This window comes from Hyunsoonleella ulvae (assembly GCF_016827605.1).
GTDB lineage: Bacteria > Bacteroidota > Bacteroidia > Flavobacteriales > Flavobacteriaceae > Jejuia > Jejuia ulvae.
The window spans coordinates 99,732-117,141 of the sequence record NZ_JAEPJQ010000007.1 but is presented as its reverse complement, the minus strand read 5'-3'; the positions used below and the strand labels follow the sequence as shown (position 1 = coordinate 117,141).

General features: G+C 29.3%; 13 protein-coding genes. 12 read left to right on the top strand and 1 reads right to left on the bottom strand.

Annotated features, from left to right (window positions below):
• The first annotated feature begins 1 nt into the window (after window position 1).
• Window positions 2–1,897 (top strand): asparagine synthase (glutamine-hydrolyzing), encoded by a 1,896-nt coding sequence (gene asnB, locus JS605_RS15760; RefSeq protein WP_203258687.1) that lies wholly within the window; start codon window positions 2–4, stop codon window positions 1,895–1,897.
• Between the two features lie 6 nt (window positions 1,898–1,903).
• Here the strand turns inward: asnB and JS605_RS15755 are convergent, their stop codons facing one another.
• Window positions 1,904–3,973 (bottom strand): right-handed parallel beta-helix repeat-containing protein, encoded by a 2,070-nt coding sequence (locus JS605_RS15755; protein WP_203258686.1) that lies wholly within the window; start codon window positions 3,971–3,973, stop codon window positions 1,904–1,906.
• 474 nt (window positions 3,974–4,447) lie between these two features.
• Here JS605_RS15755 and JS605_RS15750 point away from each other — a divergent pair, with 474 nt between their 5' ends.
• From JS605_RS15750 to JS605_RS15700, 11 genes are all read left to right on the top strand, one after another.
• Window positions 4,448–5,893, top strand: coding sequence for an MBOAT family O-acyltransferase (locus JS605_RS15750; protein ID WP_203258685.1), 1,446 nt, complete (start codon window positions 4,448–4,450; stop codon window positions 5,891–5,893).
• 3 nt (window positions 5,894–5,896) lie between these two features.
• Entirely contained in the window at window positions 5,897–6,865 is a 969-nt protein-coding gene (locus tag JS605_RS15745; protein WP_203258684.1) for a hypothetical protein, read from the top strand.
• Window positions 6,855–7,862, top strand: a complete 1,008-nt coding sequence (locus tag JS605_RS15740) for a GNAT family N-acetyltransferase (RefSeq protein ID WP_203258683.1) — start codon at window positions 6,855–6,857, stop codon at window positions 7,860–7,862. Before JS605_RS15745 ends, JS605_RS15740 begins: the two co-directional genes overlap by 11 nt.
• A gap of 17 nt (window positions 7,863–7,879) precedes the next feature.
• The gene (locus JS605_RS15735) at window positions 7,880–8,830 is read left to right on the top strand and encodes a GNAT family N-acetyltransferase (protein WP_203258682.1); all 951 of its coding nucleotides are present in this window, start codon (window positions 7,880–7,882) and stop codon (window positions 8,828–8,830) included.
• Window positions 8,831–8,841: 11 nt separating this feature from the next.
• Entirely contained in the window at window positions 8,842–9,984 is a 1,143-nt protein-coding gene (locus tag JS605_RS15730; RefSeq protein WP_203258681.1) for a GNAT family N-acetyltransferase, read from the top strand.
• Window positions 9,981–11,147 (top strand): GNAT family N-acetyltransferase, encoded by a 1,167-nt coding sequence (locus JS605_RS15725; protein ID WP_203258680.1) that lies wholly within the window; start codon window positions 9,981–9,983, stop codon window positions 11,145–11,147. Before JS605_RS15730 ends, JS605_RS15725 begins: the two co-directional genes overlap by 4 nt.
• Window position 11,148: 1 nt before the next feature.
• Window positions 11,149–12,336 (top strand): GNAT family N-acetyltransferase, encoded by a 1,188-nt coding sequence (locus JS605_RS15720; RefSeq protein ID WP_203258679.1) that lies wholly within the window; start codon window positions 11,149–11,151, stop codon window positions 12,334–12,336.
• Window positions 12,337–12,340: 4 nt separating this feature from the next.
• The gene (locus tag JS605_RS15715; protein WP_203258678.1) at window positions 12,341–13,498 is read left to right on the top strand and encodes a GNAT family N-acetyltransferase; all 1,158 of its coding nucleotides are present in this window, start codon (window positions 12,341–12,343) and stop codon (window positions 13,496–13,498) included.
• A 133-nt stretch (window positions 13,499–13,631) separates the two neighbouring features.
• Complete coding sequence (locus JS605_RS15710; protein WP_203258677.1) at window positions 13,632–14,783, top strand: glycosyltransferase family 4 protein; 1,152 nt, start codon at window positions 13,632–13,634, stop codon at window positions 14,781–14,783.
• A 29-nt stretch (window positions 14,784–14,812) separates the two neighbouring features.
• Window positions 14,813–15,901, top strand: coding sequence for a hypothetical protein (locus JS605_RS15705; protein WP_203258676.1), 1,089 nt, complete (start codon window positions 14,813–14,815; stop codon window positions 15,899–15,901).
• Between the two features lie 9 nt (window positions 15,902–15,910).
• Window positions 15,911–17,410, top strand: coding sequence for an AMP-binding protein (locus JS605_RS15700; RefSeq protein ID WP_203258675.1), 1,500 nt, complete (start codon window positions 15,911–15,913; stop codon window positions 17,408–17,410).

The following is a 17,410-nucleotide window of genomic DNA, read 5'->3' as shown; positions in this document are numbered from 1 at the left end:
TATGTGTGGAATAAATGGTTTCGTATCATCGAAAAAGCTAGAAAATTTAGAATTAAAATCTTTAATTACCTCAATGAATGATCTGATCATTCATAGAGGTCCAGATTCTCATGGAGATTTTACGTTCGCAACAGATAAATATTCCGTGGGGCTGGGTATGAGAAGATTGTCTATTATAGACTTAAGTACTGGAGATCAGCCAATGTACAGTGAAGATAAAGACATTGTAATCGTATTCAATGGCGAAATATATAATTACAAAAAACTAAAAAAAGAACTGGAGGCTGAAGGTGTCGTTTTCAATACCACAAGTGATACAGAAATCATATTAAAACTTTATGAATTCCATGGCACCAATGCATTTGGTAGATTAGATGGGATGTTTGCCTTTAGCATCTATGATAAAAAGTTAGACAAGGTATTTATAGCTCGTGATTTCTTTGGAGAGAAACCATTGTATTATACCAAACACAACGATAAGTTTATTTGGGCATCAGAACTTAAATCCTTAATTAATGCTATCGGAGAAAAACCTAAGATAGATAATATTGGACTGAATTTATATTTTAGACTTACCTACATCCCCGCTCCCTTTACAATATATGATGGTGTATTTAAGCTAAAACCAAACCACATAATTACCTTCGATTTAAAAAATGATAGCTATCAAATCGATATTATTGATAAAGAAGAACGTATAGAAAAAAGCGAGATGCCTAAAGAAGAGGCTTCTTTAAAGGTAAGGGAGTTAGTAGAGGAAAGTGTTGATAGCCGTTCGGTTTCCGATGTACCGATTGGGACATTTTTGTCCGGAGGAGTTGATTCTTCTGTAGTTACCTGGTGCCTGGCAAAAAATAGTGATTCCAAAATTAATACATTTTCAATTGGATTTGAGAAAAAAAGTTATGACGAATCAGACAAAGCTAGAATCGTTGCTAACATTGTAAATAGTAATCATCACGAATTTATACTAGGAGAAACTGATCTCGAAGATAATATTGATGAAATTCTTCTAAACTTTGATGAACCTTTTGCCGATTCTTCTTCCCTACCTTCATATTTAGTAGCAAATAAAACATCCCAACACGTAAAGGTTGCCCTTACTGGGGATGGAGGTGATGAAGTTTTTGGAGGTTATAATAAATACTATATGGGCAAGATTAATGATTATTATACTCGAATAGTACCTAAAACAGTTCATAAGTTATTAAAGAAAGTAGGTCCTTACGCTTTAAAAACGAAACATGATAACAGAGGGAAGAGATTTCGCATAAACAGGCTTTTGAATTCAATAGACTACACCAATAATTACTACTGGGATATTATTTCTTTAGGTTTTTCGTCGGGAGCACTTCCTCAATTTTTATTAAAAGATCGTTTAGCTGATAATCTTTTCTCATATTATGCCGACCATACAGGCATCTCTGCACCTAATAATTTAACAGAATATCGATTAATAGATAAACATATCAGCCTAGAAGGAGATATGCTAGTTAAAGTAGATAGAACAAGTATGTTAACATCTTTAGAGTGTAGGGCTCCTTTTTTAAATAAGAAGCTTTGGCAGTTTTCCAATTCTTTACCTGAAGAATTCCTAATGAATAAAACAGACAAAAAACATATCCTAAAGGTGGCTTTTGAAGATGCATTTCCAGATAATTTTTTAAACAACCCAAAATCTGGTTTTGGAGTTCCTGTTGGGGATTGGTTAAGAAATACTTTAAAGACTGAATTGTTGAGTTATTGTGATAAAGGCTTAATAGAAAAACAACATATTTTCGATTATGCCAACATCAATAATTTAGTAAAAGAACACATAAATGGAAACGACCATACGTTTAAAGTATGGTCGTTTTATTGTTTTCAAAAATGGTATTTCCAAATCTATACCAAATAATAAAAATTATTTTTCAATACACTGTTGGTTTTCAAAGGTAGTAGAAGAAAGACTTATACCATTAGCCATAGCAACACAGTCGATATTTAAAGGGGTTTTGGTTGGGTATATAGTAATTTCATTACTGTCAAATAATGTATTTGGTGCATCTGCATAAAATAAAACACCATTACTACCAATACTTCCCTCTATTTTATTATCAATAACATTAATGTCTCTACCTCCATTAATCTGAATCTCTCCCATATTATTATTTTCAAGGGTTATTGAGTTTGCACCTATAACACTGGAAGGTGCCCCTCTTTCTGTCCCAGATTTAGTTCCAGTAATAGTATTTCCTCTAACAATAAAATTCGCTTCCTCTGTCACACTATCCCAACTGTTTGTGAGTACAAGACCAAAAGTACTACCTGCTAACATCATAATTTCATTGTTCTCGATTAAAACGTTAGATAAGGTGTTCATACTTGTAATACCTCTATTTTCAGCTTTAATCACATTATCTCTAAATATTGTATTAGATGATCCTTCTGAAGTATTTGTAGCCCCAGCTCCGAAAGAAGCCCCGATTTTACCTTCAAAAGTATTGTTTCTCACTGTTGTACCGTTTCCTGCAATACTAATAGCTGTTTTATCAGTCACAACGGTGTTTCCATATATCTCGTTTCCAAATACAGTGTCAGTTCTATTGATATTTCCAGAACCACCTGCAGCTATCTCTCCGTTAATGATTTCGTTATTTCTGATTATTAATCCGTCTACAGTAGTGAAAGAAATACCTGTGTTAACCATTTCATTACCCTCTATAATAATGGGACCGTTTCCATGTGATATTTGAAAGTCTCCTGCTTTAGGGTTAGCAGCTTTATCATTAACAATCTGTTTATTGTTTCTTATGTAAATGTGACTTACTCTTTCATATTCAATAATCTCTCCAGTAGCAGGATCTTTCCCTCGTACTGGTTCAAAATTTAAGTTTGAAGATGGGGCAGCCCCATTCGAATTAGGCATATCAATTCCTCCATCAATAAACTCACTATTTTCTATTGTTACCTGTTCTGCACTGGTAATTACAAAGTTAGTTCTACGAGCTCTAATAAATTTTGTATTATTTATACTTATATTTTTTGATCTGATGTGTCTTGGGTCAAAATAATGATATATACTCGCAATACTTAAACAATCTCCCGCAGGATCCATCATTGTCACATTATCTATCGTTATATTTTGCCCCCCTTTTATGGCCATCACAGTTACCCATTCATGTGTATTACCCGTAGCACCATCTGAGTCTACAAATCCAGAACCATAATTATGCTCTTCTCTGTCTCCATGTAAAACGCCTCCAGTAACACTTATATTCTTTTCATCGTATATACCAAGTAACACTGCTCTGAAGTGACCATGAGGCTGCATTCTTAAATGTGTGTTTGAAGTCATTTCTAAATTGAAATCAGAAGGAATATTTATAGCATGCAATTCCGGAACTGCTTGATTAAGAAAACCATCAACTTTAAAATAAGCATCCAACTTGTCAATTTTAAAAGTACTGATTCCAAGGTTTTTAACCGTTAGGAAATATTCTTCCATTAAATCAGTATTGGTCTTGGCTTGTTCATCGGAGACTCTACCCTCAACTATCTTCCATCGTTCAGGTTTAAATACGAAAACCGGATCCTTCATAGCAGGAGCAATTCCTCCTATTGTTAGAGAGGAATTCATAAACACGGTATCAAAATTACCTCCATCGGCAAAATTTAACTGACCATTAACTATATCCCCACCTTCATAAACAAAAGTTATATTTTCTGGTAGGTTTATAGTTTGTCCCCCTAAATCTAGGATACAATTAATAACAACTGTTGAGTTAGGTTGTATATTACTTAAATCAAAATCACATGGTAAACTTGTATCTACCTGAACGGGCTCTTCTTCTTCTACAGGCTCTTCTTCAGTTTTGTCAACAACTTCTTCTTCAACCTGTTCTGGTTCAACATATAATTCCTCTGTATTACAAGATACACAAGTAATAGTTGCTAGAAAAAAGTAAATTATTAAATTGGATGTCTTTTTCATAATTCTTTGAGATTTGGGAATTTTATTCATTGCAATAATATTTATATTTTTTTAAAAAACGTTAAAAGGTTATTTTTTTTCGATAAAATACATATTGAAATTGAGTCTTTTCGATTAAATACATATTTTATCGATAAAAAAACTAAATGTAAGTGTTGGTTTACAACAAACTTATTAATTAAAATATATACGAATTAAATTCCCTTTTGGATTACGAATTCTTAAATAGCAGCGCAAAAATAAGGTTACAGTGGAAATAAATAGCAGATATGTTAATAAGTTTTAATAACTATTCCCACTTAACTAATTAGAAAACAAACAAATAGATTCATCATAACAAAATATAAACTAATAATTAAACGAATTCATTTAACTTTTTTATTTGCCATTTACCTATTTTTTAAAAAAACAAGCTAACAAAATACTAATTTCACAAAACCAAATTTAGCTTAGACTTAACAAAACAGTATAATTATGTTATTCAATTCGTTTGAATTCCTAATATTCCTACCTATTGTTATCACAGGATATTATAGTATTCCTCATAGGTATCGGTGGGCTTGGTTGCTTTCAGCAAGTTATTATTTTTATATGGCTCATGAGCCTGAATTACTTGTTCTATTAATAATATCTACCCTTGTTGATTATTTTTGTGGCATAAAGATTTTTAAAGCATCAAAAAAAAGTATCAAAAGAAACTACCTAATACTTAGCATAATAACCAATGTTGGTATTTTAATATCTTTTAAGTATCTATTTTTCTTCACATCCAACCTACAGAGTATATTCGATTTTTTTGGCGTAAGTCTTATCTCTGCTGAAGAAACCAGCTCTTATAACTTTAGTAATATTTTACTTCCTGTAGGCATTAGTTTCTACACGTTTCAAACAATGAGTTACTCGATTGAAATATATAGAGGAGTTATAAAACCTGAAAAGCATTTGGGGAAATTTGCACTTTACGTCGCTTTTTTTCCCCAATTAGTAGCTGGCCCCATAGAAAGGGCGTCACGTTTGTTACCACAGATAAAATCAAAAACACCTTTATCAATAAAAAATATGCAGCAAGGTATTATTGTTGCTGCATGGGGTTTTTTTTTAAAACTTGTTGTGGCAGACAGATTAGGTGTATACGTTGATGCTGCATTTAGTACACCTGATTCTCCTCATAACTTAGCTTTAATGTTGGGAAGCATATTTTTTTGTTTTCAAATATATTATGACTTTTCAGCTTATACTTCAATAGCTATAGGGGTAGCGAAAATAATGGGATTTGATTTAATTCAAAACTTTAATCGTCCAATATTTGCGACTTCGATTGCAGAATTTTGGAAACGCTGGCACATATCCTTTACGACATGGTTACGTGATTTTATTTATATACCATTGGTTAAGAGGAAAAAGATTTCAAGGCTACTAGCTGTTAGCATCGTTTTTTTTGTAAATGGCCTTTGGCACGGAGCAAACTGGACATTTGTGATATGGAGCTTACTTAATGCATTGATTTTAGTTTGCGAAATTTCTTCAAATAAAATAAGGTCGAAAATTTTTGATTATTTAGGTTTTTCCAAAAGGTTACGAGGCTTAACGGGATGGTTTACCGGCATTAGTTTAATAATACTCACATTAGTTTTTTTTAGGTCTCCAAACGTTTCACATGCTTTATCTTATTTAAAGCACATGTTTAATTTTGGAAGTTTGCATTTTAATATTATAAACAACTATTTTGAAATATTTTTATCCATTGTTTTAATCCTTTTTACACAATACGTATTTTATAAAAAAGGAAATGATAAAATATATGAATTATTTATAAATAAAAATACCTACACTAAGTACGCACTTAGCTTAACTTATATAATTATTATGGTACTATTTGCCATAAATAGACAAAACTCATTTATTTATTTTCAGTTTTAAACCATGCTTAGATCCTTTATTTTAAAAATAGTGCTTTTTGCTTGTGTATTTATTCTTGCTTATATTTTCATGGTAGATAGACTAAGTAAGACCTATGTCGACCCACATTATTACAAGTTTACACAAAAATCCAACAATTTAATTCTAGGTCTATCTAGAGCTAATGAGGGAATATCCACTTATATAACTGATAGTGAGCTGTTTAATTTTAAAGAAAGTAACTCTGCATTTGTAAACTTTGCGTTAAATGAAGCTCATTTTGGTAGTGTTTATCTAAACGCAATTAAGGCTAAGATTTCTGACATGGATAATGGGATTTTTATAATGTCTGTAAGTCCTGGTAATTTTACATCTCCAAAACGATTTATTAAAAATGAGCAGATAACAGAATTTGACAAAACATTGACCATTGGAAAGATAAATAACTTCACATCCAACCCTAATTACAACTACATCATTAAAACTTACCCTGCTTCATTATACAATGCATTACATGTTAACGAGCAATGGCCAAATAGGATTTCTCATGAAAATGGCTGGAATGAAATAAGACTGAACACTAAGAAAAGTATAATAACTGACAAAGATATAGACCACTGGAAATCATTAAACTACAAGTTCTACGAGGATAAAGCTAAAAATGAGATTATTTCTTCATATAGAAAAGATTATTTTATTGAGACTATCGAATTTCTTAAAGAAAAAGGGATTCTTGTTTTAGTAAGAATGCCTTGCGATAAATATTTTTTAGATTTTGAAAATAATTATTGGCCAAACTTTAATTCGTATATTGATAGTATAAGCAAAGCCTATAATTTGAAATTCTTAAATTATTCAGAGACAAATAACACCTATAGAACTTATGATGGATCACATTTTGAATCTAATAGTGCTATCAAGTTCACAAAAGTATTATGTCAGGACCTCAAATTAGTATTGAAAAAATCAAAAGCCAGACTAAATGAAAAATAATCCTTTTTTATCTGAAGCTTTTACAAGTATTTGGCTAGAGCATTTTTCTTATGAAAAAGCCGTGAGGCGAAATAACATATTTAATAATTTACCGCTAATAAAAAATGAGTATTTGCCAGTGTACTATAACCTAGGCAAAACTCATACCAAAGCAATTACTTATGAACTCACCAAGAACTTTACTAAATATGATTTCAAGAATAAACTTTTTATTCTGTATGATGTACCCACTCATTATAAACCCACAACACTAAACAACAAAATTGGTTTAAAATCGATTCAAATTGTTCAATATCCAGGTTATCGCTGTCATTTAAAAGAATACACAAATTTAAACGATTACATGCTTGATGTTATAAGTGCAAAAAGTAGAAGAAAGTTTAAATCTTACAAAAGAAAAATTGATAACTCAATTAGTTCCAAGCTCAAAATATATCATGGCCAAATAACCAATGAAGAATATGAATATGTGTTTTCATATTTCAAAACACTTTTAAAAAAACGCTTTTTGAGAAAAAAAATTAACAATAATATTTTAACGCCCCAAGAATGGGCCTTTTACAAGAAAGTAACACTTCCAATGATTAGAAATAAATCTGCGGCATTATTTGTTATTTTTGATGAAGATAAGCCAATAGCTATAACATTAACAAACTTTGCTAAAAATGTAATGTTTGACGTTATAAGGGTTTTTGATACAGATTATGCAAAATATAGACTTGGAACGGTAAGTACTATGCAACAACTTGAATGGTGCTTTGATAATAAAATTGATACTTTAGATTTTTCTAAAGGTTACTATGAGTATAAGAAAAGGTGGGCAAATCACACATATTGGTATGAATATCATCTTTATTTTGACAGTAAATCTATAATTGCTAGAATTCTGTCAAAAATCTATACTAATTACTATAGATTTAAATTATTCCTAAGGAGGAACGATTTAATGAATTATGTCCATAAAATTTTGTTTTTCAGAAACAGAAAGAGGATTTAAAGTTAAATTTATTCAGTTTGTTTTTTAATAGTTTATTTTTTCAAAGTTCTTTTATTTTTGATTTGTTTGTTGATGACAAAACATATATCCCTAATTTAAAAAGCGTTGTAAACGAACTAAACTCAAGTGAATTAACAAAAAAAACTCAAATTACTTTAAACAAAAGTACCTTTATCGTAAAAGATGTGCCTGGGTATATTAAAATCAACTCAGAAAGCAATAACTCTCATTTAAAGTATGTAGATGTAAAACAGCATCAAGGAGCTTTGATCTTTCTAAAAAGGTACCAATCTTTAGATGAGTTTTTACACAACCAATTGAGTAAAAGAAATCTCAAAAACTTGTTTTCTAAAGAAAGAAAACTATTAAATGATAATGATATAAAGCAGAAAGTGTTTTTTGGAGAAATGTCTGAAAAGGAATTTGAAATTATTTTTAACGAATTCTTTACAATGCTAAAAAAACGTTTTGAGCAAAAGAAAATTCTAAATAGATATCTAAAAAATTGGATAGGAATAAAAAATGAGGTTTATGATAAAATTTTAAGTAAAAAAGCATCATTACATGTTATTTTCAACAATACAAAACCCATAGCAATAACATTAAACTACCACAAAAAAAATTCTGTGCTCAGCCATATACAAGTATATGACACAGCATATTCTAAGTATAATATGGGAGATATTTGCACTTTAAACAATATAAAATGGTGTTTAAAAAGTGAAATAACTGTTTTTGACATGGGCATAGGAGTATCTCCATATAAATCTAAATGGTGTAATCATAAATATTCCTTTAACTATCGCATTTATTATAAAAAATCATCTTTATTTTCAATTTTATTTTCAAAACTATTGGCCTCAGAACTAAAAATAATTCAATTTTTAAGAGATAAAAAAATAATTGGAGGTATACTCAATTTTGATAAAATACTTTATAAGTTACAACTTATATGCACAAGAAGATAAAAAGATTGGACATGTTAAGTGTTTTTTTGGAGAATAGAAACGAATTACCTGTGTTTCATAGTCTTTTCAATAAGATAACAGAAAAAAACAGTGCTTTAAAAAAGGCTACAAATCCTTACACTACTCCAGTATTCTGTTTGTATGACTTCCCTAGTTACCTCATTCCTAATTATAATGAAAGTAAATGGGCAGTTAAAACGGTAAATAGTTTTGAAGGCTCCATGATAATACTAAAAAACTATAAAGACACAACAGATTATCTAAATACCAATTTCAGCAGTAGTAGGCGTTCAAAATTTAAAACTTACAGGAGAAGGTTAGAGAAGGTATTTAGCATTTCATATAAGGCCTATTATGGCAATATTTCAGAAAATGAATTCAATACCTTGTTTTCAGAATTTCATAAACTTATTGAAAAACGTTTTGTTGAAAAGAAAATAAAAAACTATGATTTAACACGTTGGGAAGTGTATACTAAAATCGCCCTTCCCCTGATTAGAAACAAGGAGGCGGTACTTTTTGTTATATACGATAAAAATAAACCTATTAGCATTTGTCTTAACTTGATAAGAGATGAAGTTATTTATGGCTATGTAAGAGCTTACGATATTGATTATTCTAAATATTACTTAGGCTTTACTGATTTTATTAAGCAATTGGAATGGTGTTATGATAACAACATTAAAGTTTTTGATTTATTAAAGGGAAAATATGAGTATAAATCACGGTTAATAGATGATAACTATATCTTTCAGAAACATATAATTTATCAAAAAAATAATTTTTGGGCAAAACTTAGAGGGATTTCTTTGTTTCTCAAAATAAGCTCGTTTTATAAGATAATTGGAATTCTAAAAAAATTAAAATTCGATTATTTGTACCACTTAATACTCAAATATAAATATAGGAACACTGTAACAAGTAATAAGCTTCACTATTTATTAGAACAACTAAACAATCCGACAATAATTACCCAAACCAGACAGATTGATTTTACCAATGAACGTTATAACTTTTTAAAACGTCCCGTTTATGATGCTTTATATAAAGTCCAAGAAGAATTGGATTGTATAGAAGTACATCAACATCTTTCAGATAAGAACGCATATTTTATTAAGAGCAGTAATACAATAACCAAAATTACATTAAGTTGAAGGTTTTTAACAAAATAACATTTCTAAAAGCATTAATTACGGAAGACAAATATTTATCTTGTTATAAAACAATTTCCTTTAAGTCCAAAATTATTAAAATCCCAAATGTTGTAAAAGAATATAGTACAGATGCTACCTTGATAAGAGACATTCCAGATTACCTTAAAACAGAAAAGAAGCCTTCATTTCTTTCTATACACTACAAAACCATTTCTGGACATTTAATTAATCTAAAAAACTTTGATAACTGTGATGATTATTTAGCCCAGCAATTTAGTGCAAAGTCTAGAAATAATTTAAAGAGGCGCTTAAAAAAACTCAATAAATGTTTTAACATAAGGGTAAAAACATATTACGGCAGTATCACTCAACAAGAATACGATACGTATTTTATTGTATTAAAAGAATTATTATCTCGAAGATTTTCACAAAAACAAGAGTATAATTATGAAATTCAATATCTAGAAGAGTTCCATAGCTTATGCTTTGATTTAATTTGTAAAAAAAAGGCTAATATGCTAGTTATTTTTAATGGAAATGATCCCATAAGCATTAGAATAAATATGTTTTTAGACAATATGGCCTTTTACATTATTAGTGGCTATAACATCGATTATTCCAAGTTTAATCTTGGAAGCATCGATATGATAAAAAATATTGAATGGTGTATCAACAATAAATTTGAAGTGTATGATTTACTGAAAGGCTATGACTATTACAAGAAAAAATGGAGTACAACACTATATTATAATCATACACAGTTATTAATTCCCAAAAGCAAATGGTGGCTTTACCCAGCTATGGTAATTATTAATATAAAAAACAGATGTAAATTTTCTACTTTCAGAGTTATAAAGCGAACTAATATCTACACCTCCATAAAGAAAATAAAAAAAGTAAAATTTGCCTTAAAACATAAAGAACAGGACATCCCGCAACTTTCTGAAAAAAAGAAAAGTAATAAAGGATTTGATAATTTTGAGGTAATACTTTATAAGGAGAAAGATTACGCATTCTTAAAAAAGCATGTCCATGATTTTTTATTTGAGACTAATGAGAACTTAAGTAACATTACTCTACATCATAGTTTAGATAATACGAATCATTATCAAATCATAGGAGATAAAGTAAGGCTATTTTTAATTTTTAATCAAAAAAGTTAGTATGTCCAAAAGACTGAGTTTGTTTCTAGATTTTTTTTTTAAAGAAAACCCCAATATTAGATGCATAAAGAGGGTAACCAATACTTTAGCAAACCACGGTTTAATAACAATTCCTAAAAAAAAAGTTGCTTTTAAAGCCCATTCAACGTTTTCAATTTATGATATCCCTAATTACTTAAAATTAGATACTGAAAAGAACCCAAACAATACAAGAGTCCTAAAAGCTCCTTTATACAATGGTTTTTTAATAAATCTGCAGAAGTATCATAGTTTAGACTTTTATCTAAGTAAAAAACTTGGGAGAGGTAGAAAATCACAACTAAAAAGATATAAAAAACGTTTAGACTTATGCATCAACCCCAATTATAAAGTCTTTTTTGGTGAGATTACTCGGTTAGAATATGATACATTATTCATGATTCTAAAAGAATTGATAGTAAAACGATTTAATCAAAAAAAAGAAATAAACTTTGAGTTACCCTATTTAGAGGTTTACCATAAAATAATGTTTGCCCTAATCCACAATAAGGAAGCCGCCATCTTTGCTATATATCATCAAAATAAACCTATTTGTATAACTTTAAACTTTATTTATCAGCACACCGTGTTTCATTGGAATAGTGTTTATGATACTGCTTATGATATGTTTAATATTGGTCATGTTAACATGCTTAATCATCTAAACTGGAGCTTTGAAAATAATATTCGTGTTTTTGACATGGGCAGAGGAGATTTTAACCACAAAAGAAAATATATAGATACTAAATATGAATATGAAGAGCATTTTTTTTGTCACTCTAAAGGGCCTATTTCTAAACTTAAAGTTTATATCGGTTATAGCAAGGCATATTTAAAGTATTATTTAATCATCCTTCTTAAAAAAATAAACTTTCACAAGTTATATGGAATATATTCAAAATTAAAATTTCGCATTTCGAATAAATCAAATAGATTAAAGAAAAAAAACACATATAAATACCAATTGCTAGATAAGATTCCAAAACCTGAATATTTAACAGAAATAGATTACTTTAATCTAGATTCTAATTTAACCAGAACAGTCAATAAATTTATTTTTGATAAAAGGCAAAAAGTAATAAATACTATCATTTACAGCTATAGTAAATCATCGTATACTTACTTTTTAAAGTCTGGTAAGTTTAATGCTAAAATAGAACGAGAAACTTAAGTCCATGTCAGACAACAAAAGAAATATAGAGGTTTTTCCAATACAATTAAGTAAAAATAGTTACCAAAAACTTTTTATTAAAGTACACTACTGCGGCCAGAGTCTTTTTAATAAAGATGTTGAAGAGGAATATAAAAATTATTATTCCTTACCTTTGGTACCAGAATATTTTAATCTTTCCCTAAGAGACGAAAAGTTTCTAATTAAAAAAATACCTCAATATAATTGGGGGTACTCAATTTTATTAAATGAATTTAAATCTGCAGATGACTATATCCTAAAACAGTTTAAAAGTAAAAAACGAAGTATCATTAAAAGATATGTAAACCGTCTGGAGGAATGCCTTAACATAGATTATAAATTTTATCATGGAGATATAAATCATGTCGAGTATCTATTCTTAATGGATAATCTTCATAGAATGATTACTAATCGGTTTAATCAATTGAATGAAACTCATAAAAATTTATCCGAATGGAATTATTTAAAAAAAAGCACATTTGCTAAAATACTTTCAAAAGATGCATCATTATTTGTGATTTTCAACAATGATGAGCCAATTGAAATTTCCTTGAATTATCATTACGATAAAATATTATTTAGTTATGTGTCGTCTTTTGATATTGATTACACGAAGTTTGGATTAGGCCATGTAGAAATTTATAAACAAATAGAATGGTGTATTGAAAATGGATACAAATTATTTGAAATGGGGGTTGGAGGAACAGACTACAAGAGAAGATGGAGTAATAATATTTATCAATATTATCATTATTTAGTTTATTCGGAAAAACAAACGTTCTTTATGCATTGTGTTTATATTAAGTACCTAATAAAAGAGTTCTTAAAATCTAAAAAGATAAATGAATTTATACCTAGGATGTTATTTTTAATAAGAAGGGAACGTAAAAATTATACAAATCATAAGTTAGACACTGGACCTATTTCTGATGTGAGAACCATAAACAAAAAAAAGTTAGCCTCTTCTAATATCATAAATATTTTAAGTGATGATTATAAATTTCTGAAAAAAAATATTCTTGATTTTTTGTATTTAACCATTTCTAAAATGGAAGATGTAAAAGTTTATGAAGTAAATGGAAGAGAGTTTTTAATTATTGGTAAAAATTATCATCAAACTGTAAGAATATTAAAATTATAATTAAAAAATATTTCTTAATGCTTCGAATTAGACTTCATAACGTAAAACCATGTATTAGATGGATTAATTCGCTACCATTTTTAATACTTGCTTATATTTGCCTACTAAACTATAGAGGCTATTACTAAAGTTTATGAAAAAGAAAATAATAAGGATTACTACGGTTCCACTATCTCTTTTAGGTCTTTTGCATGGACAACTAAAGTTTATGTCTCAACATTATGAAATTCTTGGTGTTTCTTCTCAAGGAAAAAACAATGAACTAGATAGACTCCCTGCTATAGAAGGCGTCCCCGCATTCGCGATTGAAATGACCAGGAAAATAACTCCATTAAAGGATATCATAGCAGTTTATAAGCTTTATAGATTGTTTAAGAAAGAAAAACCCTTTATTGTACACTCTCATACACCAAAAGCAGGGACTTTGTCTATGTTAGCTGCTAAACTTGCTGGTGTTGAACATAGATTACATACTATCGCTGGATTACCTCTTGTTGAAGCAAAAGGTCTGAAACGATTATTATTAAATTTTGTAGAAAGAGCAACTTATAGCTGGGCTACGAAAATATATCCAAATTCTTTTGGGCTAAAAAATATAATTCTAGAACACAATTTTACAAATAAAAGTAAATTGACGGTTATTGGAAATGGTAGTTCTAATGGAATTGATATACAAAGGTTCGATCCAATCAGGTTTACAGATGAAGATAAAAAAGATAAATTGAGAGAAGAGCTTGGTATTAAAAAATCAGATTTTGTATTTCTTTTTGTTGGTAGACTAGTCTCTGATAAAGGTGTTAATGAGCTCATAGAAGCATTTGATAAAATGTGTAAAAATCACTCTGGAATAAAACTACTACTGGTAGGCGGTTATGAAAATGAATTAGACCCTTTAAAAGTAAAAACAACTGAAATTATAAAAACCAATAAAAATATTGTTAGTTCAGGATGGGTAGAAGACGTATGTCCTTATTTTGTGTTGTCCAACGTTTTAACCTTTGTTAGCTACAGGGAAGGTTTTCCTAATGTAGTGATGCAAGCAGGAGCTATGGGTCTTCCTTGTATTGTTTCAAACATTAATGGTTGTAATGAAATTGTAATAGAAGGTAAAAATGGGACAATTATCCCCGTTAAAGACACAAATACCCTATACAACAAGATGGTTTCAATTTTTAAAGGGGAAATACAGTTTTCTAGTAAAACTTGTAGAGATCTTATTGTTAAAAGATACCAACGCCAAGTAATTTGGGATGCCCTTTTAAACGAATACGATAATTTAAAATAGTATTTTTCTCCGTTTAACCTATCCAACCAATGACAGATCTTCGTTTAGAATTAATTACAAAAGAGAAACTAGAAATTGCTTTGGAACAGAATTTATATTGGGGTTTTTCTAATAAAATGGTTCCGTTTAGTAAAAGCAAAGCAAAATGGTTGTTACAAAATGAACGCTTTGAAGCTAATGATATTTGTGGAGTTATGGGGCTTGAAAAAGAAGAAATAGTTTCATTTGTTTATCTAATACCCGATCTAATTAAAACCAAAAATGGTATCGAAAAGGTGTTTTGGAGTAGTAGATGGTGGGTATGTGATAAATACAAGGATTCCGTATTATCTGCCTATACAAAGAAAGCTTCAACAGATGCTGCTAAAGAAAAAGTAATTATTAAATACTTGGGTGCTGATACTTTAGAGTATTACAAAAAGCAGCCTTATACAGAATTCTCAGAAAGAACGAGATATATTTTTATGTTCAATCTGGATGATGGCCTTCTCACTTCTAAACTCAAGATGCTTAAATTTATTTCTCCCGTTTTAAAAGGCATCAAATGGATTTCTCATTACTCAATAACAAAATTAAATCGTTTAAAATTTAATTTAAATGGTGTTTCCTATGAATACATAAGCTACATAAACGAAAAAAACTGGGAATTTATTGCCCCTTTTGTTAAAAACGATTTAGTTTTCAAAACCAAAAATTATATTAATTGGCAAATAAACAATAATCAATATACCAATGCACCTTTGAACCATAAAAATAACTATACATGCCTTATAAGCAGTATTTCAAACAAAATACACAACAATAGTTTAATGGTATATTTAGATCATCAATTGATTGGTTTTATTTCATTCTTAATAAGAGGAAACGAATTTGTAACAAGATACTTTTTGTGTTCTGAAAAAAATTACAAATTTTGCGCTGATACTTTAATGGAGCACTTTATAAAATCTAAATGTACTTTTCTTTTAACTGAAGATGAAAATTTAGGTAAATACATTAAAAACTCTTTTACAAGTGTGTACGTAAACAAACGTAATATAGTCTCTGTATACAACAATAGCCTAGGCTTCGACTTGAAAAATGAATTTGTTTATCAACAAGATGGTCACTTTGCATAAATTATTTATATGAATTTTCTTGATAGACTCGTAGACAGCTTTACCAAACATTCAGATAAACAAGCTTTGTGTATTGACTCAAAGTTTTACACATACAAAGAGCTGATGGATTGTGTCTTACACATTAGATACATAATAAACAACAAAATAAATGAAGAAAACAAACTAATTGGTCTAATAGCTAATGATGATTTAGAAACCTATGCTACAATTTTTGCCCTCTGGTTCGAAGGCAAAGCCTATATCCCCATTAATCCAGATGCTCCTGTAAAACGTAATAATGAAATATTAAAAAAAATAGATTGCGTAACAGTATTCGATAGCTCTAAAAATTCCGATTACATAAATAATTATAAAATTATTAATATTAAAAGTCACGAACCATCAGAAACATTAGGGAAAATCAAGGCTTTTAATTATTATCAAAATAATATTGCTTACATACTTTTTACTAGTGGAAGTACTGGAACACCAAAGGGCATACCCATACGTTTTTATAATTTAAACGCTTTATTAACTGCTCTTTATAATGACAAAGAGTATAAAATAAATAGCTCTGATAAGTGCTTGCAAATGTACGACTTAACATTTGACGCATCCCTTACCGCTTTTATGCCTGCAATTCTTGCTGGTGCTTGTGTATACACGGTTCCTCCAAAAAGTATAAAATATTTTCAAATATTTAAATTGCTTAAGCAATACGATTTAACAGTCCTGAAAATGGTACCATCCATCATTTATTACCTAAGACCCTATTTTAATGAAATTGATGCCAAAAGTGTTAGGTATTGTGTTTTTGGCGGAGGAAAACTCTATGATAATATTTTGAGGGAGTGGACTAAATGTATTCCAAATAGTACTATATACAATCATTATGGGCCAACAGAATGCACTGTATGTAGTACTTACTATACTTTTAATCCAAACGAATACAAAACTCATGCTGGTGTACTATCCGTTGGAAAGCCTTTAGATGGATTTGATTTTTTAATCGTAGATGAAGAAAATAACGAACAACCAAAAGGGAATCACGGTGAGCTATGTTTGGCAGGTAATCAAGTTACCACTGGTTATTGGAAAAATAATGAATTAAATGCTAAAGCTTTCTTCAATGCAAAAGATAATTTAGGACAAATAAAAAGGTTTTACAAAACAGGGGACATTTGCTATATAGATAACAATGGGGATTTAATGTATGTTGAACGCAAAGATTTTCAAGTAAAGATTAGAGGATTTAGGGTAGAATTAGGAGAAATTGAGCATCAAATAAAAGCATTCATAAAAGATAGAAATATAAGTGTTATTGATGTAAATAATAATAACGGTAATAATGAACTTGCTTTAGTTATGGAAGGTAAAAATATCGATACTAATGTTATTATTGAGTTTCTTCAAGATAAGCTTCCAAACTATATGATTCCTAGTCAATTTCATTTTGTAGATAAGTTGCCACATAACACTAATGGAAAACTTGATAGAAAACAATTAAGACTATTAATTTCAAAATAA